At 42.4% G+C, this 21457-nt stretch carries 19 protein-coding genes and 1 pseudogene; all 20 read left to right on the top strand.

The window, feature by feature from the left end:
• Window positions 1-90: 90 nt before the first annotated feature.
• The 20 genes and pseudogenes from FZC41_RS06360 (at window position 91) to FZC41_RS06260 (ending at window position 21400) form a co-directional block, all read left to right on the top strand.
• Entirely contained in the window at window positions 91-333 is a 243-nt protein-coding gene (locus tag FZC41_RS06360; RefSeq protein WP_148566558.1) for a metallophosphoesterase, read from the top strand.
• A 198-nt stretch (window positions 334-531) separates the two neighbouring features.
• Window positions 532-3657 (top strand): tetratricopeptide repeat protein, encoded by a 3126-nt coding sequence (locus FZC41_RS06355; RefSeq protein ID WP_148566557.1) that lies wholly within the window; start codon window positions 532-534, stop codon window positions 3655-3657.
• A gap of 1044 nt (window positions 3658-4701) precedes the next feature.
• On the top strand, window positions 4702-6003 hold the full coding sequence (locus FZC41_RS06345) for an ATP-binding protein (RefSeq protein ID WP_148566556.1): 1302 nt from the start codon (window positions 4702-4704) through the stop codon (window positions 6001-6003).
• Window positions 6004-6243: 240 nt separating this feature from the next.
• Window positions 6244-7002 (top strand): TOTE conflict system archaeo-eukaryotic primase domain-containing protein, encoded by a 759-nt coding sequence (locus FZC41_RS06340; RefSeq protein ID WP_148566555.1) that lies wholly within the window; start codon window positions 6244-6246, stop codon window positions 7000-7002.
• 997 nt (window positions 7003-7999) lie between these two features.
• Window positions 8000-9040 (top strand): FecCD family ABC transporter permease, encoded by a 1041-nt coding sequence (locus FZC41_RS06335; RefSeq protein WP_148566554.1) that lies wholly within the window; start codon window positions 8000-8002, stop codon window positions 9038-9040.
• On the top strand, window positions 9037-9819 hold the full coding sequence (locus FZC41_RS06330) for an ABC transporter ATP-binding protein (RefSeq protein WP_148566553.1): 783 nt from the start codon (window positions 9037-9039) through the stop codon (window positions 9817-9819). Before FZC41_RS06335 ends, FZC41_RS06330 begins: the two co-directional genes overlap by 4 nt.
• A gap of 55 nt (window positions 9820-9874) precedes the next feature.
• Complete coding sequence (locus tag FZC41_RS06325; RefSeq protein WP_148566552.1) at window positions 9875-10972, top strand: ABC transporter substrate-binding protein; 1098 nt, start codon at window positions 9875-9877, stop codon at window positions 10970-10972.
• 11 nt (window positions 10973-10983) lie between these two features.
• The gene (locus FZC41_RS06320; protein WP_170253876.1) at window positions 10984-11616 is read left to right on the top strand and encodes a class I SAM-dependent methyltransferase; all 633 of its coding nucleotides are present in this window, start codon (window positions 10984-10986) and stop codon (window positions 11614-11616) included.
• A gap of 87 nt (window positions 11617-11703) precedes the next feature.
• On the top strand, window positions 11704-13134 hold the full coding sequence (locus tag FZC41_RS06315; protein WP_148566550.1) for a nitrogenase component 1: 1431 nt from the start codon (window positions 11704-11706) through the stop codon (window positions 13132-13134).
• On the top strand, window positions 13131-14483 hold the full coding sequence (locus tag FZC41_RS06310) for a nitrogenase component 1 (protein ID WP_148566549.1): 1353 nt from the start codon (window positions 13131-13133) through the stop codon (window positions 14481-14483). Before FZC41_RS06315 ends, FZC41_RS06310 begins: the two co-directional genes overlap by 4 nt.
• Before the next feature lie 84 nt (window positions 14484-14567).
• Entirely contained in the window at window positions 14568-15392 is an 825-nt protein-coding gene (nifH, locus tag FZC41_RS06305) for a nitrogenase iron protein (RefSeq protein WP_148566548.1), read from the top strand.
• 85 nt (window positions 15393-15477) lie between these two features.
• Window positions 15478-16251 carry a DUF364 domain-containing protein gene (locus FZC41_RS06300; protein ID WP_148566547.1) on the top strand — a complete coding sequence of 258 codons (774 nt, stop codon included), beginning with the start codon at window positions 15478-15480 and terminating at the stop codon, window positions 16249-16251.
• 59 nt (window positions 16252-16310) lie between these two features.
• Window positions 16311-17507: a molybdopterin molybdotransferase MoeA gene (locus tag FZC41_RS06295; RefSeq protein ID WP_243136660.1), complete on the top strand. Its 1197-nt coding sequence runs from the start codon at window positions 16311-16313 to the stop codon at window positions 17505-17507.
• Window positions 17508-17910: 403 nt separating this feature from the next.
• Window positions 17911-18504: a type IV toxin-antitoxin system AbiEi family antitoxin domain-containing protein gene (locus FZC41_RS06290; protein ID WP_148566545.1), complete on the top strand. Its 594-nt coding sequence runs from the start codon at window positions 17911-17913 to the stop codon at window positions 18502-18504.
• Window positions 18501-18863, top strand: a pseudogene (locus tag FZC41_RS06285) (nucleotidyl transferase AbiEii/AbiGii toxin family protein); the annotation flags it as partial. The gene FZC41_RS06290 and the pseudogene FZC41_RS06285, both read left to right, overlap by 4 nt.
• A gap of 219 nt (window positions 18864-19082) precedes the next feature.
• Entirely contained in the window at window positions 19083-19454 is a 372-nt protein-coding gene (locus FZC41_RS06280; RefSeq protein WP_148566544.1) for a hypothetical protein, read from the top strand.
• 2 nt (window positions 19455-19456) lie between these two features.
• Window positions 19457-19759: a 4Fe-4S dicluster domain-containing protein gene (locus FZC41_RS06275; protein WP_148566543.1), complete on the top strand. Its 303-nt coding sequence runs from the start codon at window positions 19457-19459 to the stop codon at window positions 19757-19759.
• Window positions 19752-20600, top strand: a complete 849-nt coding sequence (gcvH, locus tag FZC41_RS06270) for a glycine cleavage system protein GcvH (protein ID WP_148566542.1) — start codon at window positions 19752-19754, stop codon at window positions 20598-20600. The genes FZC41_RS06275 and gcvH overlap by 8 nt, the downstream gene beginning before the upstream one ends.
• Window positions 20593-21003, top strand: coding sequence for a putative zinc-binding protein (locus FZC41_RS06265; RefSeq protein WP_148566541.1), 411 nt, complete (start codon window positions 20593-20595; stop codon window positions 21001-21003). The genes gcvH and FZC41_RS06265 overlap by 8 nt, the downstream gene beginning before the upstream one ends.
• Entirely contained in the window at window positions 20996-21400 is a 405-nt protein-coding gene (locus FZC41_RS06260; RefSeq protein ID WP_148566540.1) for a putative zinc-binding protein, read from the top strand. The genes FZC41_RS06265 and FZC41_RS06260 overlap by 8 nt, the downstream gene beginning before the upstream one ends.
• Window positions 21401-21457 lie beyond the last annotated feature (57 nt).

The raw sequence follows: 21457 nt of genomic DNA, 5'->3' as shown, positions 1-21457 counted from the left end.
ATCATCTGTTTGATAATGTTGTCTTTGAATTCCTTACTGTATCGTGTCATCAGGTGGCTCCTTCATCTTTGTTAATTACTATAATAAAGTATTTTTCTCTACCTGACAACTATCCTAACACAGGGGGGAAATAAAGGAATCAATTTTGTGATAGTGACCGGAGATTTTGATAACTATTCTAAAACGAAAACGTTTGAAAAGTCCGCTGATTTTCTAAAAAGGTTGATGGAAACTTTAGAATTGGAAATCACAAAAGACTTGTTTATTGTTCCGGGAAACCATGATTGCTGTACACCGATTGAAGAACTTGAAGAAGTGATATCAAGTGTATGAAAGAAGCCACTTGACATTAACAATACCTTAAAAGATTTATATGGGAGATTTGATGGTTATAACAAATTTCTGAAAGTTTTGATTCCTGATTATGTTGATAATGCTGCGTTAGTACATAAAAGAACATGGAATGACACTATTGATTTTATTCACTGCAACTCGGCTCTTATCGCAGATGGAATTGAAAAAAAAAATCAAATGATTGATATTGATGGACTTTCCAGTATTGAGACAGTAAACCGACCAACTTTTTTGCTGGCACACAATCCGTTTGGGAATATAAATGAAGAGCAGCAGAGTAGAATCAAAGATTACATCAGAATTAACAATGTTCATGCGTACTTTTGTGGCGACACACATCTCAGTGGAGTAACACAGATCACATACGAAGACGATCAAAATAAACAGATTCCGTGTATAACGTGTTACTGCTCAACTCCGAATCCACGGGATACCTATTCAGAATTTGGAGTGATTGTCGGTGAATGGGAAGGGGATAGCGATAAAGCGGTTTTAAATGGGTGGAAGTGGAAAAGTGGCATAGGATTTGAACCAGATGAAAAGATTTGGAAAAGATCGATTTTTATGGGTATGCCTGAAAACAAAAGCCCTTTCGGGCGAAAAAAAAGCGAGTTTGAAATTTGCATTGACAGTTTAAAAAAACCTTCGCTAGAAGGAATCAGTGATCTGGATTATCGATCAAAGAAAATGCCTTTTACCGGTCGCGAAGGTGAAATGAAAGTACTAATGGATTTTCTGAACGACGACCGTCAGTTTTTATGGTGGGCAATCATTGCTTCAGGAGGAACCGGTAAAAGTAGACTGGTTTTAGAATTTATTGAATCAAACATGATGATGGTATCCTGGAAAATGTTATTTCTACAGGATGCCTTCTTCATCTCCTATAATAAATCAAACTGGTTTGATTGGAGTTATCCAGATAATCTGTTACTTGTTGTCGACTATGTTCAGATAAGATCACAAATTATCGCCGAGTTTATCACAGGATTGGCTAGCAGCTGTACACTCTCAAAAAAAATACGCATCCTACTAATTGAAAGAGAAGCAGATGAGAGTGCTTTATGGTATAAAAACAACTTTGATACAACGGTTATTAAAGGCACACGATATAAAGAATTTTACAAGCTAAAAACAATCAATGATGAAAAATTGAAGAAGCTCGCCAGTAATTATTTGCTTGAGAACTATTCAAAACAAATTAATGAAAATGAATTAAACAGCGTATTAACACAATTGGCTGAAGTGGATCCAGAAAAACGAATTTTATTCTTAATGATGATTTTAGATGCCAGAAACGAAAATACAGAAAAATGGCGAAATTGGGATAAAAACCAATTATCTGACTACATTGTCAAAAGGGAACTTCAGAATATTAAGAATCGGTTTGCCGGGTTGACCGAAGACATCTACAAAGCCTATAATCGGTTGCTTTGTTTTGCAACCATGACAGAAATGCTCAATTTGGAAGATCCACCTGTAGATTTACCGGTATTTTTACAAAAAGATTGTGAAAGGTTAAGCAACGCATTCGCATTTAATTCGGAGTTAATGGCACTGCTACAGGAAAATGAGCTGGTTATAAGACCTTACACACCTGACATTCTGGGAGAATATTTGTCCTTGGTACTGTTTCAAGAGGTGTTCAGATCTCAAAGTGAAAAAGAAGCCGTAATCGAAGCCGCACAAAAGATTGGAGGGCAAAATTATTACATTTTTTTGGGAAGATGTTTTAATGATGGAATGAATTGTGCTGAAAATTTTAAAAAGTTATTCAATGAGAAATGGTTTTTTATAACACCAGATTCCAATGAAAACAAAATATTATTGAGTGTCTGTTTGTATATTCTGATCTTTGATCAGGATCCGGCAGCAGCAATGGAAACGGTGAAGCGACTGGAAAACTTGAGCAGCGAGAATCGGGGAATTGAGGAAATCAAAATTTATCTGGCTGAAAGTCTTGCAGTTCAGGCGCTTGATCAGGACCCGGCAGCAGCAATGGAAACGGTGAAGCGACTGGAAAACTTGAGCAGCGAGAATCCGGGAATTGAGAAAATCAAAATTTGTCTAGCCGAAGGTCTTGCTGGACTGATCCGTAATCAGGACCCGGTAGCAGCCGCGGAAGTGGTGGAGCGATTGGAAAACTTGAGCAGCAAGAATCCGGGAATAGAGGAAATCAAGGCTTGTCTGGCTGAAATTCTTGTATTACAGAGGCTTCAGCAGGACTTGGGAGTAACCGCGGAAACGGTGAAGCGACTGGAAAACTTGAGCAGCGAGAATCCGGAAAATGAGAGAATCAAAATGGTACTGGCTGAAGGTCTTGCTAAACTGACCCGTCATCAGGATCTGGCAGCAACCGCGGAAACGGTGAAGCGACTGGAAAACTTGAGCAACGAGAATCCGGAAAATGAGAGAATCAAAATGGCACTGTTTGAAGGTCTTGCTAGACTGACCCGTCATCAGGACCCGGTAGCAGCAATGGAAACGGTGGAGCGACTGGAAAACTTGAACAGCGAGAATCCGGAAAATGAGAGTATCAAAAGGGCACTGGCTGAAGGTCTAGCTGGTCTGACCCGTCATCAGGACTTGGCAGCAGCAATGGAAACAGTAGAGCGTCTGGGAAACTTGAGCAGCGAGAATCCGGAAGTTCAGGAAATCAAATTGACACTGGCCAATTGTCTTGTTAAACTGGCGCTTGATCAGGAACTGCCAGCAGCCGTGGAAGCGGTGGAGCGACTGGAAAACTTGAGCAACGAGAATCCGGGAATTGAGGATATGAAAATTTTTCTGACATTAGGTCTTGTTGGACTGACCATTAATCAGGACCCGGCAGCAGCAATGGAAACGGTGGAGCGACTGGAAAACTTGAGCAGTGAGAATCCGGGAATTGAGAAAATCAAAATTTATCTAGCCGAAAGTCTTGCTGGTCTGACCCATCATCAGGACCCGGTAGCAGCAATGGAAACGGTGGAGCGACTGGAAAACTTGAACAGCGAGAATCCGGGAATTGAGGATATGAAAATTTTTCTGACATTAGGTCTTGTTGGACTGACCATTAATCAGGACCCGGCAGCAGCAATGGAAACGGTGGAGCGACTGGAAAACTTGAGCAGTGAGAATCCGGGAATTGAGGAAATCAAAATTTATCTGGCCGAAAGTCTTGCTAGACTGACCCGTCATCAGGACCCGGTAGCAGCAATGGAAACAGTGGAGCGACTGGAAAACTTGAGCAGCGAGAATCCAGGAATTGAAAAAATCAAAACTTTGCTGGCTGAAAGTCTTGCTAGACTGACTCCTCATCTTTAATCACATTGATGAGCCCCTTACCTAAATGTATTCTTGACTCAACACATGAAGCGAATTCGAAAAAATAATACCATTGAATGGCTTAAAAAACGATGTACCAAAGCCATTGGTGCTTTTCCGGATGACCAGTGTGCATTGATACTATTCGCGCGGGACTTGGGCATGTTGCTGGTATCGAATAGGGTATTAAACGTTACATGAATATGGCGTTCCTGAAAGAAACGGAAATTTAGAACAACCGGAATAGAAGCCACTATCAAATAAAGTGACAATGAAGTTATAGTGATTATTATTATTTGTATATTTCTTTTGGCAATAAGTGTCTTACATAAAGGATGACGGCCCCGATGTGTTAGCAATTGAAAAAAAGAGTGAAACGTGTCGTAATAGTGTCGTGAATCATATATTATTGTCTGTAATATGCCATTTACCTACTGATTCGTAATCAGTAGGTCGGCGGTTCGATTCCGCCCGCTAGCTCCAGTAAAAATCGCATAAGAGAACCGTTGTGGTTCTCTTTTTTTATTGCATAAAATTTGAATATTAGTGAAAAAACCATGATTTGGGGACTATTTGGGGACTGGATGCAAAATAAAATACATCTATAACCGTAGTTATAGATGTACCCAAAATTGGGGGAATCTCATAGCCGAATTTTCAACGTTGATGTTTGTTGATATTATTTGTGCTTTAATTATGTGTTTTTTTTCTTGGGAACAATGACCAAAGTATAACTGTTGTAGCCATCCATGTTTTCCATCCCTAAAACATATAACCTAAAGGATTCAAGAGCTTAAAGATTGTATTAATTCTAGGTGTTGCCTTTAGATTCTCTAGGCTTGCAATGGCAGGTTGCTTTAATTCCGGTATTAACACTGTTGTACTAACTATGACAATACTGTACATTGCTGAGATACCTATGATAGATTTTATATGTATTATACAACACAAATATATATACGCCGTAAAAAATGTGGTTGAAAAGCAAATAATCGTTGTAATTTATGTTGCTGTAAACTAAAATATCATTATGAGGTGATGAAAATGGATCGACAAGCAATGGGACAGCTCCATAAATGGAAGCAGAAGGAAAATAAAAAGCCACTGATTATTCGAGGCGCCCGGCAGGTTGGCAAGACCTGGCTGATGAAAAACTTTGGACAGCAAGCTTATCGTCAAGTTGTTTATATCAGTTTTGACAATAATAGGCAGATGAAGGATCTTTTTGAAGCGAATATGAAAATTGAACGGATTATCACAGGCTTGGAACTTTATGCAGGACACAAAATCAGCCCGGAAAATACGCTGCTCATTTTTGACGAAATACAGGAAGTGCCTAAAGCATTGACGGCTCTCAAGTATTTCAACGAAAATGCACCGGAATATCAAATTATTTGTGCGGGGTCATTACTGGGTGTTGCCTTGCATCAGGGTACGTCATTTCCGGTTGGTAAGGTGGAATTTCTGGACCTGTATCCCCTGTCATTTATTGAATTTATGAAAGCAATGGGGAAAGAGCAATTTGTTGAACTCATCGAAAAAGGCGATTATGAACTGGCGAACACATTTAAACAGGAATTTATTGACTTGCTCAAATACTACTATTTTGTAGGTGGGATGCCGGAAGTCGTTGTCAGCTTCGCAGCTCATCAGGATTTTAATGAGGCAAGAGAGATCCAGCAGCGGATTCTTATCGCCTATGAACAGGATTTTTCGAAACATGCGCCAAATGAAGTGATCCCACGTATTCGGATGCTATGGAACAGTATCCCTTCTCAGCTCACCAAAGAAAACAAGAAGTTTATCTACGGTCTGATCAAGGAAGGGTCACGAGCTAAAGACTATGAAATGGCCATGCTCTGGCTGACGGATTGCGGTCTTATTCACAAAGTACAACGGGTAACAAAACCGGGCCTGCCATTAAAGGCATATGAAGACTTAAAGGCATTCAAATTGTTCTTATTGGACGTTGGTTTACTATCCTGCATGGTCAGGCTGAATCAAACCGTTCTCCTTGATGGTAACGAGCTGTTTAAAGAGTTTAAAGGCGCTTTGACCGAGCAGTATGTGCTCCAGCAATTAAAGACGCTGCATGGCATTGAAACCTATTATTGGACAAATGAGCGTGGCGGCGCAGAGATTGATTTCCTCGTTGATAATGAAAGCAATATATTTCCCATTGAGGTTAAGGCGGAGACCAATTTAAAAGCCAAAAGTCTGAAAACATATTATGAAAAATTTAATCCCAAAATATCAATTCGGACAGCAATGACGGATTATAAACAGGAAGATTGGTTAATTAATTTACCTTTGTGGGCAATCAATACATTGCAAATAAATCTATAATAAATAAAAATATGCTGGTTTAATTGAACAGACAATACCTGAAAAGTCAAATAGCAGTAAACAAAAATATCGAAAAAAAAATGATTAGTCGCTTTGAGAATTTTAGGGTGCATCAACCTGAAAACAGTCTTTGTACTTAAATATTAATACTGGTGAATCGTTCGTATCTCCTTTCATACTAATAATGAAAGTGACTGTTTTTAATGAGTATGGGTAGAGGAAGTCATTGAGGTGAGATAAGTGAAGTATGCTGAATTATTGAAAAAATATGAGGCTTTATTAAGAGAGAATAAAAATCTAAAAGAAACAATAGAGGAACTTAATTCAAAGATCACTGAAGAATCCACAGTTAAATGTATTGTTAAAGAAACGGTAAATTTAATTAATGATAAAGATAAAACAAGTATTACAAAAAAGAGTTCAACGCAGGAAAAGCTTGATATATTTTTATCGATTTTCAGAGGCAGAACTGACGTTTGTGCCAAACGATGGCGAAATAAGCCAGGCTATTCTCCATATTGCTTTAATGATTTCAAACCAGGCATCTGTAATAAACCCCGGACAAAGTGTACGGAATGTAAGCAAAGTAATTTTGCTCCACTGGACAGAAAACAACTGGAAAAACACTTATTAGGGAATGAAGTGATTGGGCTGTATCCATTGACAATCAAGGATACATGTTGTTTATTGGCAATTGATTTTGACAAAAGCACGTGGCGGGAAGATATCGCTGTTATCAGAAGGGTTTGCAGGAAACATGATATTCCGATGTATGTGGAACGTTCACGATCAGGTGAGGGTGCGCATTTATGGTTTTTCTTTGAGAATGAGATTAAGTATTTAGATGATTATGTTGTTTATATCGATAGTATTTCTGAAAGTCAAGAACTCCGAAAAATCTGGAATGACTACAGCAAGAAATATCCATATGCAGAAAATATTGAATTCGATCAGATCATTGAAACGATTTGGGATTTATTGGCATCATTCACTAACTGAAAGAAATAGGCGGATGTTTCAGATGAATCTGTTTCGATCTGAGAAAATGACTGCTCAATATAACTACGACCCGAGAGGTCGTGGGTTCGTATCCCTCAGGGCACGCCATATATATGAACGATTTACTTAGATCAATTAATGACGATTACCAAAACAAATTGTCACCTCAAACCGGTACGGATCGCCTCCACCAAAGACAATGTGAAGATCTTTGGGTATCAAAATATAAAACACAATTATCTCAAAAAATACACTTTCGATGATGGAGTTGAGAAATTATATCAACTAGTTTTACAGAATAATGAAAGCAAAACAATTAGGAAATCAAAAATGATGTCCTAAATGTGTCCTACAAGGATGATAAAATGTTTTCATAGTGCCATTTACCTGTTGATTCGTAATCAGTAGGTCGGCGGTTCGATTCCGCCCGCTAGCTCCAGTAAAAAAATAATATTTCGTTAAAAGAACGGCTTTAATTAGCGGTTCTTTTTTTTATTTTGTTTTTTGTAAGTGCTTTTTGCAGAAAGGGAGCTTTTCTATAGTCAAATTCCGTCTTAACATATTTTCCCACTTAAAAATTTCAGGGTGACAATAAAACTTTCCATCTAGGTAGGGTCGCGAACCGGCTATAGGCAGCGTCATTCCTTCTTTCGTCGAATCGTTGATTCAGTACACACGGGAAAGTTGAGTAAATTATTCTCTTTGACAGAACCAAATATAACAAAACAAGTAAAAACATATAAAAAAATGACCAAAAAAGACAATTTGTATTGACAATGTGCTATATGAACTGTTAAAGTTGAAAAGAAAATAACAGTCTTGAGATTTCCCGGCTATAGGGAGCCTATGTCGGTCAAACCTAATTATAAGCAAATAAAATATTTCTTGTGGTCATAGGTTAGTGGGGAAACGCCACGGTATCACATGGTGCAAGTTTAGAATACGACAAGGAAAGAAGCCTGCAAATTACGTATTAATTTAGAAAAGGAGATAGAGTATGCCACGAAAGATTACATCAAAAAGCAGAAATATGACGGGCTTCATCATACTAATAATGGCGGTGGCATTGCTCGTGATAGCGATCGGATCGCTTGCTGTCGGCCGATATGCACTTAAACTCGATGAGATTTTCGCGATCATTTCCAATCGCCTTTTTGGGGTGCCAAGCAGTTATTCGGAGGCGTCCGCAACGGTTCTGATCAACGTCCGAACACCGCGGTTGCTGGCGGCTATATTCGTCGGCGCCGCACTTTCGGTCGCAGGCGCAGCCTATCAGGGGTTGTTCCGTAATCCGATGGTCTCGCCAGATCTGCTGGGCGCATCGGCGGGAGCCGGTTTTGGTGCGGCGATATCCCTGTTACTTGGACGGAGTATGATAGAGGTTCAGATTGTTTCATTTCTCTTTGGTCTTACAGCAGTGGCAATTACATATGCTGTTGGCAGTAAGGTCAGTCGTGGGGACAATAGCACCATGTCGCTGGTGTTGACGGGGATTGTCGTATCATCGCTTTTTCAGGCGTTCATCACCATCATTAAATACGTGGCTGATCCCAATAGCAAATTGCCCACGATTACATACTGGTTGATGGGCGGTTTGAATTCGATCGGTCTTGAAGATTTGCCACTACTTGTTATCCCGATACTCATTGGATTGATACCGATGCTGCTGTTGCGTTACAAGCTAAATCTGCTGGCTTTTGGTGATGAGGAGGCTAAAGCCATCGGGGTAGACACCAAGAAGCTTCGGTTGATCTTTGTTATTACTGCAACCCTTGTTACATCTGCTTCGGTTGCTGCCTGTGGTATGATCGGCTGGGTCGGACTGGTGATTCCGCATCTGGCGCGCATGATTGTGGGTCCTAATTATAAAACACTGCTCCCGGTATCGGTGCTGCTGGGTGCGATTTTCCTGTTACTGATCGATAATGTGTCGAGATGCTTGTTTTCTGTGGAAATACCACTGAGCGTATTGACAGCGCTCTTTGGTGCGCCGTTCTTCCTGAGCCTCCTGATGAAGGGAAAGAAGGGGTGGGTATGATATTTGAAGTCAAAAACGTTGATTGTGGATATGGTTCAACGCGAATACTACGCGACATCTCGTTGAGTATTGAGTCAGGCGGGATATTATGTCTGTTGGGCCCAAATGGTGTCGGAAAGACAACATTATTTAAAAGTATGCTTGGCTTTTTAAAATTAAAAGCGGGCAATGTCTTTGTTAATGGTGAGAATATCGATGCCTGGTCAATTAAAAAGATCGCCAGAACCATTGGATATGTGCCACAGGTGCATACTCCGCCCTTTCCATTTACTGTTCTGGATGTGGTGACCATGGGTCGTGTTGCACATATGGGACTTTTCGGGACACCGAGCCAGAAAGATATCAATGTGGCGGAGAACGCGTTGGAGCGGTTAGGTATAAGTGACTTCAGAGATCGGATTTATACTGAAATAAGCGGTGGCGAGCGGCAGATGGTCCTCATTGCTAGAGCCCTTGCACAGAACCCGAAAATTCTCATTATGGACGAACCGACAGCGAACCTCGACTTTGGGAACCAAATTCGTGTGCTTACTCAAATCAAAGCGCTTGCCGCCGACGGTATGGCTATTATTATGACGTCGCATTTTCCGGATCATGCTTTTTTGTGTTCAACAGAGGTGGCACTTCTGAAAAGAGATTCTTCACTTATTGTCGGGATAGCAGAGAACGTCGTTACTGAAGAAAACTTGAAAGCCGCTTATGGGGTTGACATTCGTATCATCCGTGAGTGCATTGGGGGAAACGACTGGCTGAAGAGCTGTGTGCCCGTATTATCATAACGAACAAACCGGTGTAGATGCACCGTTATGTTAAATAATCATAAGGAGAATACACATGAAAAAAAGATTGGCGATTTCAATGGTAATTATTATGATCCTGGGGTTGTTCTGCGGTTGCAGCACTCAGAGTAGCAGTACGTCTTCCTCCGCGTCAGATGCTGGCAGTGCAACGCGTGTCATCACCGACATGGCAGGTCGACAGGTTACTATTCCCTCAGATGTAAAGTCCGTTTACTGCGCTGTCCCGACGGCTGAAGCGATGGTCAGCTCCCTGTGCCCGGATAAGTTAATTGGCTGGGTAAACCAACCGACAGAAGCTTCTCTGAAGTATTTACCCGAACGATTTGCGACGCTGCCGGTTATTGGCGGTTGGATGGGCCAGAAGGTCACAGCAAATATGGAAGATATTATTAAGCTCAACCCAGATGTTATCATCTATATGACAAACGAATCCGCTTTTGCTAACGATGAAACACCGAAGCAGATCGAGACTCAAACAGGAAAACCTGTTATCGTTGTTCCCTCAGATTTGCAGTACACAGCTAAGGTTTATCGTTTCCTAGGCGATTGTCTCAGTCAGACTGACCGCGGCGAGAAGTTGGCGTCTTATTGCGAGGACAAGATGACTCAAATCAAGGACGCTATGGCAAAAGTCCCGGAGGCCGAGAAACTGAGTATTTATTATGCTGAAAACCCCGACGGCCTGGCAACCGATCCCGCCGGATCCGGGCATACCGAGGTGCTGGACTTTGTCGGTGTTAAAAATATTGCTGATGTGGAGATGCTCACCGGTATGGGTATGACGACGGTGTCCATCGAGCAGATTATTAACTGGAATCCCGATGTGATTCTTGTGTCTTCCTCCTCTGCTGATACATACAAAAATGTTATGACCAATGCCATATGGAAGGACATCAAGGCTGTCCAGGATGGACGCATATATGTCACTCCCTCGGTGCCCTTTAACTGGTTTGACCGCCCGCCCAATACCATGCGTGTGCTCGGCATCCAGTGGCTTGCCAGTGTTATGTATCCCAACTATATCAGTTACGACATCAATAGTGAGATCAAGGAATATTTCGACTTGTTTTATAATGTTAAACTGACGGATGATGAGGTAAAAGCGCTGTTGGCGACGCCTTCAATCAGCTAATGGACGAAATAATGAAAAATCAGACAACATTAAATTCAGAGGGGTATGATCGTATTGCTCGAGAGGTTTTTCTCCCGCTTTTTCCATTGATTGCCCGAAAAGCACTGGAGATCTATGGACGAAATGATGGGGCGTGCCTTGATATAGGAGCCGGTGGTGGGATGTTTGGCTATAATATCGCACTGCAGTCAAGGTTGGAGGTTCATTTCTTGGATATCCAGCCCGAGGCTATTGATATCTGCATGAAGAGAGGTCGGGAATGGGGGCTGTCATCACGCTGCAGCTATGCTGTCGGTGATGTGCACGCAATACCGCTTCCATCCAACACATATCCGCTGATCGTTAGCCGCGGTTCTATTAAATTCTGGGGGAACGCTGATGAGCTTAAACAGGCACTGAGTGAAATATATCGGGTGCTCAAACCTGGCGGGATCACACTGATAGGAAACAGCCTCGGGCCACCTGAAATGGAGGCGGCTATCACTGAGAAAATGAAAATATATAACCCAGGATGGGGAAAAAAACACGGGCATAATGGTATCCGCTTTACGATGCAGGAACGGAGCGATATGCTGAAGTCTTTAGCCATACCACATCGGTTGGAGGAAGACGATAGCGGTTCGTGGATTGCGATGATGAAGTAGTTTGACTGTTGCCCACTCAAAATAAGTAAGCTGGGAAGGTTCGCTTGAATTGTAAAATTTCCGGTTAAAAGAAAAGGATGTATCGGCATGAAATTGGAAGAAAAAAAGCAAGTGCAGCTTGAAAAGCTTCTTCAGCAGCTGCCACTTAATAGTGAAAAAAAACTGATGGAAATTCCGGGTATATATTACGGCGGTGGTTGCTCATATATGGCTTGTCGCGGACTCATGATGAGCCCGATGGATGATGTGCTGCTGATCACTCACGGCCCGACCGGCTGTGGCTTTTTTTCCGGTATTAATAGCCGAAATGATGTTAATGAAGGTGGTGAAGAGCTGTTCAGAGGCCGGTGCTTTTCAACGAATATGACTGAATCGGATATCATTTTTGGCGGAGAGAAAAAGCTGTTGTCGGCAATCGGTGAGGCGGTTGAGCTGTTTCATCCGAAAGCTATTGCGGTATGTGCAACGTGTCCAGTCGGACTTATCGGCGATGATATTGAGCAGATTGCCAAAACAGCGGAGGAACGTTATGACGTTCGCATTCTGCCGCTTTCCTGTGAAGGGTTCCGTAAAAATGGCGGCTGGCTGCTTGGCGGTAAAATGTTGGTGGACAATTGGATGGGAGAAACGGAGAGGTCACACGGTAAGTATCCGATTCATTTCATGAGCGAATCGTATAACGGTGTCAACAAAGAGATTTACAAGAATCTGTTTAAAAGGATCGGATATGATGTTGTCTGCTCCATGATGGGGTCGAATTCTTATGAGCGGATGCGTTCGGGACATCAGGCCGAGCTCATCGTGCTCGACAGCAATAAGGCCATCGATGAGGTACCGCTGACGATTCAAAAGCGCTACGGTGGCGGATTTTTTCGAGTCTGCTTTACAGGTGTATCGAACATCATCGCTTCATTGAGAAAGATGGCAGCATATTTTGATTCCGAGGAGCTGGTTCAACAGACTGAACAGGTGATTTCCGAAGAATTGGCGGCTATCGAGCCACAATGGCTGAAGTATCGGCAAAAATTTTCAGACGTGACGGCGGTATTATTTGAGGATGTCTTCCGAAGTGACAGCTACAGTGCATTATCGTCTGACCTTGGCATTGAGATTGTTATGATCGCACAAGATTATAATAAAATGGAGTTGACAGACGAAAATTTTTCGCTCCATCTATCTGCTAAAAAACTTGGCGAGATTTGTACGGATAAGATGTTGCCGTTTCAGCCGGAGCGTGAGATCGACGGCAGGGTGTACTTTAAGTTCAACAGGCATCAGATACACGATTTTATTGCGCTGCTTCAGCCAGACATCTGCTTTGCCGGTGTCGAAGAGCAGTTTTATTATTCCGATGCACCGATTAAATCGGAACTGTTTACTTCTGATGAGAGAGGTGTGCAATACGGTGGATTTTTCGGACTGATTCAGTACGCGCAGGATCTTGACATGGCCTTTTTTATGTCGCATTGGATAACGGATCTGCCGGAGTGGTTTGTTCAGATAGGAGGTGTACTATGAATGAAGAGAGTGAAGCAACAAGAAGCCTACAGATTGACGCACTGAACATGTGTCCGCCAGTTGGTGCAATGTACGCCGCTTTTGGTGTCCACGGTTGTTTGCCTCATAGTCATGGAGCATCGGGCTGCTGCCGTTTTCAACGGATGGAGATCAGTAAGCACTTTCAGAAAATTATCCGGGTGACCTCCAGCATGCTTTATGAATCAGCTGCTGTTTTCGGTGGTGAAGAGAACCTGCAAAACGCAGTCAAAAATGCGTTCCAGGCGTATGACCCCGAGCTCATCGCCATCCATACCACGTGTCTCAGTGAAACAATTGGCGATGATTTGAATGGGATTGCCACTCAACTGGAGGTGCCGGATGGTAAACGCGTTGTATGGGCATCGACACCGGGTTATACTGGTTCGCAGCTGTCGGGCTATTCTGCTATGACAGCGGCAATGCTGAGCCAGCTGATAAAACCTGCCGGTGTGCGCAGAAAGAGGATATTTTTGGTTCCGGGACTGCTTAATCCGGTAGACATCGAAGAAATTTCTCGATACACAGCTATGTTTTTTAGTGAACATACGATATATCCTGATGTGCGTGGTATATTTGATTGTAAAACCCCCAGAGACCAGAGAGAATATTTACCTGGCGGTACACCGCTAGATGAAATTGAGGAAGCTGCGGTCTGCTCCGATGCGATAGCCTTCGGTGCTGAAGCTGCATTCGCTGCGGCTGATGTGTTGGCAGATTTTGGCGTCAACACGTCAAAGCGTATGCTGCCGGTTGGTATAGAAGCCACAGATAAACTGATTGGCGACTTGTGTACGCGCTCTGGGACACCTGTTCCGGTGGAGTTAAAAACAGAACGGGCACGTACCGTCGACGCGGTAATGAATCTACATCCGCGCCTGTATGGGAAAAAAGCTGCGATTTTCTGCGATGCCGACCTGGCTGTCTGCTTGACAGCCTTTTTGGCTGAAATTGGTATGAAGCCTGTTTATGTGTGTACTGGATATGCGGAGGAAGCTTTTGAAAACGAGATAAATGGAATTTTTAAGCGTTATCATATTGACGGCACTGTCAACAGGCGGGCAGACCGCTATAATTTAGAACGTTACCTTGAAAAAAACAAGGTGGATCTGCTTCTCGGCGGTACACGCGGAAAAATACTGGCGCGGAAATTTGATACGCCACTTGTTCGCGTGGGGTTCCCGGTGATTGATCGCCCGCTCGAATATCTGACGCCGATCACCGGATACCGAGGTTGCTTACATCTTTTGCAGAAAATGCTCTTCGCCATGCAGGAGAATTCTGAGCGGAACACGCGGGCACAGGACCTTATTTTTGCAGAATCGTTCTGAGAGGGTTATTAATGAAAACAATCGCCCTCTATGGCAAACAGTGGCAAGCAATTGAATTTAAATAAGAAAGAGTGAGTGGTTATAATGAGACAAATCGCCATTTATGGCAAAGGCGGAATCGGAAAATCAACCACCGTGCAGAATCTTGCAGCAGCACTCGCGATGAAGGGCCGTCAGTTGCTGCTGATTGGCTGCGATCCAAAAGCCGACTGTACGCGTCTGATTCTGGGTGGCAAAGCAAAAAACACCGTACTTGATGAGATGCGCGGTATGCAGGACCCTGCTAAAATAAAACTTAAAGATATTTTGCACGAGGGAATCTTTGGTATCCAATGTGTGGAGGCTGGCGGGCCGGAGCCAGGTGTTGGCTGCGCTGGAAGAGGAATTATTACTGCTATCAATCTTTTAGAGAAGATGGGTGCATATCACGACAAGCTTGATTACGTTTTTTATGATGTGCTGGGTGACGTGGTCTGCGGGGGCTTCGCTATGCCAATCCGAGAAGGCAAAGCCAAGGAAATTTATATTGTTGCCAGTGGCGAAATGATGTCACTGTATGCGGCAAACAATATTGCCAAGGGCATTGAAAAATTTGCCGTCTCAGGCGGTGTTCGTGTCGGCGGTATTATCTGCAACAGCAGAAATGTTGATGAGGAGTATGAACTGGTCGATACGTTTGCTCGTGAACTTGGGACGCAAATGATCGCGTTTATACCTCGCGATAATGTTGTGCAATACGCTGAAATTGACAGACAGACGGTCATCACTTTTGAGCCCGATAGCGCGCAAGCGGAAAACTACCGGCAGCTTGCAGAGAAGGTGGAGAACAACAGAAACTTTACAATTCCAACACCACTGGAAAATGATCGCCTTGAAGAACTTTTTCATAGTATAATCGTGAAAGGTTAGACAATGATGAGCAAATGGTATAGTAAAAAGATTAATGATTAAAGAAAATGAATTTGACTAAGGAGGCCGCTGATGCGGAGATATTATGTGGGAGATTTATGATGAGCTCATTGCAGGGATACCGGAAGATCTGTTCGTAGAGGAATTCATGATTGGCAGCGCTTGGTCTCAAGTTCGATCAACTGAGAATAAGGTTGGTCTGGCTTTGACCGTTAAGGGGCGATGCCAAAACCCGATCTATCAGGGCAATATTATTGGAGATAGGATAAAGGACGTGGCCGAATGCGTGAAATCATGGAATTTCACCGAAGCGTCTATTGGTGTGGCGGCAATAAATTGTTATTATAATGACTTGGTGAAAATTGCCGCGTTTAATAGCAGATCTAATATTGAAGGTCTCGATGAAAATTCGGATAACGATAATCAGGACGCTTTCAATGCACTCGCATCATCAGCTGCCGGGAAAAATGTCGCGGTCGTCGGCCGGTTTCCGCATCTGGAGAAGAAACTGTCACCGATCTGTTGCCTCTCGGTTCTCGAGCGTAATCCCGAACATGGGGATTACCCAGATAGTGCTTGTGAATTTATAATAGCCGAACAAGACATGGTTTTTATCACTGGCATGACGCTGACAAACAAAACGCTTCCGCGACTGCTGCAACTTGTCAAGCCCGGCACCAGAGTCATCATGGTTGGCCCATCCGTTCCGATATCGCCTGTTTTATATCGATACGGTGTCACGGACCTGGACGGCTTCTGCGTCACAGATGCTCAGAAAATAGACATGTTTGTAAGGCGAGGCGACAAGACGGGTATTTTTAAGTGCGGAAAAAAAATCACGGTTAGTAAAGTAGTTTAAACATAGCTAGCGTTAAGATTAATGATGATTTGAAAGGTAAGGACATGAGAGGAAAAAAAATGGATGGTTTCATCAAGAGAGAGCAACTTCTTGCGGATTTGTTTTCAAGGTGGACACCCGGCAATGAAACGGAATTAGTTCCAATTGACGAATCAATTGGGCGAATTACTGAGAGAGCGCTGTTTTCAGTCAATACGCTTCCAGTACACAGGACCTCAGCATGCGATGGAATTGCTGTAAAATCGGAGCTTTTCAAAAATGGTATCCCCGACTATAGTATATGGCGTGAAGGTGTAGAATTTGCGAGAGCGGATACTGGGGACGATTTTGACGACCAATACGATGCTGTTATTATGATCGAGGAAGTGGATTTGACATCTGATGGATTGGTCAAGTTTATCAGTGAAGATGTTAATGTTGCTCAAAGGACGAATATAGTTGCAATAGGATCAACTATAGTATCGGGTGATCTTATTATTGAAGCAAATATGCCAATAAGACCATCCGACATAGCGGCGCTCGCAATGGGTGGATGCTGTATGGTTCCGGTGCGGAAGAAGCCGCGAATTGCTTTTATTCCCACTGGAACTGAACTGATACCACCGCAGATGAGACCGAAACGCGGCCAGAACATTGATACCAACAGTCTTCTGATAAGAGAAACCCTGCGTGCGTTGGGGGCCGATCCGATCATTTTCCCCATAATACTTGATGATAACGAACTTCTTGAAAAAACTCTTGATGACGCGCTCCTGGCGGCAGACGTTGTCGTGATCAATGGAGGGTCTGCAAAGGGCAGCGAAGATTTTAACGTCTCGCTACTTGAACGCAAGGGTCAGCTCCTGCATCATTATGTGGCTGCGGCTCCCGGCAGGCCATTGGCTGTTGGGATAATTAATGATAAGCCAGTTATCAATCTGCCCGGACCGACAATTGCTGCCTTTTTCGGTGCAGACTGGTGTCTTGCTGCTATCGTCTGCCAAGCACTACATATACCCGTACCGCAGAAAGAGTCCGTGTTATGTACACTTACCGAGGACATTACTTCAAGTCCGACGATGGCGATACTTTGCCGTATGGAGGTCAAAAAGGGAGATGACGGATATGTGGCCGAGCCGCGCTCATTTCGCTCCGGAACGATGCCCACATGCCTTACATCAAATGCAATGTACGTCTCACCGATAGGAGAAAGCAGAAAGAAGGCAGGCGAAAAAATCGAGGTGGAATTGCTGAGAGGTAAGGAGTTTATTCGCTGATCTGCTTAAAGTAAACAAAGATTGAAGGAAGAATCAGCTTTACAGACGTCGAATAAAAGGTGGCTTATTTATTTTTGCATATTTCGAGTTTTGCAGCGGGCCACATGTACATTTGTACTGCTTATGTATTTACATGGTGCACGAATTTACAGGGGAAATTTGATTTGAAAGTCTTTATGGTCAATAATATCATGAATCAGACATCATTTCAGTACATAATAATATGATTTTTTAAATGATCACCGATCGCATGGTGATTTTTTTAATTTGGTTCAACAAGGATTGTTACAGTAAAAAATTTACTATTTGTCGTGGGGGATGTATTCATGAACTTAAAATAGTACAATGTATTTACTTTTATGCTAATAATGATTATAATATTAGTGCAAAAGGAAGTGAAATTATGAAACGATACGAACAGCTGGACAAATTGATTGCTGATCATGGCGGAATCGTTCAAACTTCGCAGGTTATTGCCGAAGGAATTTCTAAACCTGTTTTTTATGATTATGTCAAAGCGAAAAAAATGGAGCAGGTGGCACATGGCGTCTATGCTTCAGCGGATACATGGACCGATTCGCTTTATCTGATCCATATTCGAAGTAAGCAAGCTATCTTTTCCCATGAAACCGCTTTATTTCTACACGATTTGACGGTTCGGGAGCCAGCACCGTATTCGATTACGGTCAAGACTGGTTATAATCCCACCCGCTTAAAAGACGATGGAATCCAGGTTTATACCGTTAAGCCGGAGCTTCATCAGGTGGGCTGCACATCCGCACAAACGCCTTTTGGGCATATGGTCCCGGTTTATGATATGGAGAGAACCATCTGTGATTTGATCCGCAGTCGAAAAGGAATTGAAATCCAAACCTTTCAAGATGCAATAAAGCAATATGTCGGGCGTAAAGATAAAAATCTGCGAACACTGATGCAGTATGCATCCCTGTTTCGTGTTGAAAAAATCTTGAGACAATATCTGGAGGTACTGTTATGATTAAGACATCAAAACAATTGAAGGATTTGATCCGAAATCTTTCAAAATAGAAAGCAGCTGATGCTCAGAGGCTGCTGCGTCATTATATGATGGAACGCTTTCTGGAGCGAATTTCTCTTTCTGAATATAAAGATAAATTCATTAGGAGATATCATTACTCCCAAAGAAGTGCATTATCAACTAAAGCTGATGTTGGAAGAACGCGGGATTGATATATGGGCTTACAACCTCGAGACGATTCTGGCAGAAAAGTTGGAAACCATTATTTCCCGTAGCACCACCAATACACGCATGAGAGATTTTATGACATCCATAGTATGCTTCAATTGTATGGCGAAAACCTGAATCCAGCAGTTATTTAATTGTGTACTGCAACTCTATTTTGAATTCGATGAAACAATTTGTTAAAACATGGCTTCTATGAGAGAAAATTAGAAGTATAAATGCTTTGAAGACATATATTGAGGTGCTTTTATGAAATTGCAATCTTCTTTTTATTCTTGACAGCATTTTATCATAGGCGTATAATAAAGTTATTCATAAGGAAATAGTTATATGCTAAATTAAGAGGTGAGAAAATGAGTCAAGAATTACCAGGTTTTATTATGTGTGTGTGTACTGGAAAATGTCCAGGGTTTCAAGCCATGGACATTTGGGATTTCATTAATCAGGTTCGGATTGAGTTACCCGTTGAATACGCGTTTATTCATCCTCAGTTATGCGAGGAAGATGGGGATCGGTTTCTGGCAGATTTCTTGAAATCGAAGAGAAAAGTAATTATTGGAGCCTGCGCTCCTAATATGCAACGAAAAATGTTCAAGGAAGCTTTTAAAGAAGCAGGGCTTGATATCGAAAAGGATGCAGTGATGTTAGATATTCGGGATATGACCAATGAGCAAGCTTTTGAAAAAGTGGAAAAGAAATTAGAAGAAATGGGATATGAGGTGTAACAATGAGTGAATCAACTTTTATGGGAGTAGAACGGGATCGCATTGATTGGTCTCCCAGAATCGATTTTTCAAAATGCAATGATTGCATGGATTGTGTTGAGTTTTGTCCTCATCAGGTTTTTGAAGTCAACGAAAATGAAAAACCCAAACTCAAGGTTAAGAATCCAAATAACTGTGTTGTGTTTTGCAGGGCCTGTGGAAAGACCTGTGGATTGGATGCCATAACCTTTCCAGACAAGCCGGAAACGACGAAAATGATCAAGGCTATACGCAAAGCGGAAAAAGAGGCGGCCTCCGATGAGTAATACAGTATGTGTTTTGCCGTGTAACGGTTTAGACAAATGTGCTGGCGATATATCTCGCCGGGTTGCATTAAAGCTCACCGAATCTGAAGGGGTTGAACTCATCTGTCCAGTGCTGCTTAACCAGAATAAAACCCGTTATGACAAGGTTTTAGAGGATGGGTCATTAAGTGTTATTGATGGCTGTAACACCCGATGTGCCAGTAAATTAGCTGGAAGCCTGGAAATTGCCATTAAAGAAAAAGTCAATGTAAGCGAAGTGGCAAAGGCTCAAAACATTAAACTGGGGGTGGACATCCGGGATGATGAAGAAACCGATGCTCTAGTTCAAGTTTTACTGGAAAAAATGAGCATTTCAGAAGAAAAACAGGCTGATTCACAGTTTATTGAAACCGAAACAGTGGAGTATGAATCCTTTTCCCATGGTAAATTTATATTTAAAGTACCAAAAAACAATTATTTTTTCAATGAAAATGATTGCTGGGTTTCCATTTCAGGTGATATTGCGAGAGTCGGAGTCACCGATTATGTACAACAGAATCTATCCGATATTCTTTATGTGGATCCCCCGGAAATTGGTCAGGAAATAGAGCAGTTTGATGAGTTGGGAAGTATTGAATCCAGCAAGACCGTTTTTGAAATCATCTCACCGGTCTCGGGAACGGTGGTTGCTGTCAATGATAAGCTTCAGGATGCTCCTGAGCTGGTCAATGAAAGTCCCTATGAAAAGGGTTGGCTGGTTGAACTTAGGCTGAGTAATTTTGAAGAAGATAAAGAATTGCTGCTTGATTTTGAAGCCTATTTTGAATTTTTAAAACGAAAGGTAGCAGAAACAAATGTCTAAAATAAAAGTAATTCCCTGCAGTGGTATTGGAAAAGTATTTGGTTTATTAGCACGGGAGTCCGTTTTAATGGTAACTCAGGAGAAATGTCCCAACGAAACGGAAACATTTTGTTTGGCACATGTGGTTACAGGGGATGATGAAATAGTGGATAAGATTAAAGGTGAAACCTGTATCACCATGGATGGTTGTGCCAAATACTGTTCAAAAAAAAGTGTGGAAGAAACCGGTGGTATCGTTGTTAAAAGCCATAAGGTGCCAGACTTTATGAAAGCCCATCGGGGAGAAGAACATGGTACCGGAACCTATCTCACCGAAGACGGATGGAAATATGCAGAAGAATTGGCTGATATTTTGGTTAAAGACGTCAAGGAAGTAATGGAAGGGGTGAAGGTCAATGTCTGATAAACGAATTGGCGTGATTTCATGCAGCGGAGAAGAGTGTGTGGGTGGAACCATTTCCCGCCTGGCGGTACGAAAAATGATGGAAGAATTAAGACCTGGCATCGTGTCGACCTTATGCTTACCTCTCTTTATTGCCGGAGATGGCGGCGAACGTGAATTTGCAGAAAAATATCCCACCATTGCAGTGGACGGGTGTTCTAAATGTTGCGCCAAGCGTGCCATTGAAAAATACAGCAGTGCCGTTGCTGGCAGTATTGATGTTGCAGAGATTATTGGCCAGGAAGCGGCTCTGGGGAAACCGTTATCCACCCGAAATCTTACTGAAGAACACTTGGCATATGTTAAAGAAGTTGCTGATAAAACCAGTGAAATATTCGATGCAATTTTAGTAAAATAAGGATAAGAATAGAGGCTGCAATTCTTTTGAATTGCTGCCTCTATTCTTATCTAAAGT

Origin of the sequence: Acetobacterium paludosum, from assembly GCF_008086595.1 — a bacterium.
Classification (GTDB): domain Bacteria; phylum Bacillota; class Clostridia; order Eubacteriales; family Eubacteriaceae; genus Acetobacterium; species Acetobacterium paludosum.
This window is presented reverse-complemented; position numbering and strand designations above follow the sequence as displayed.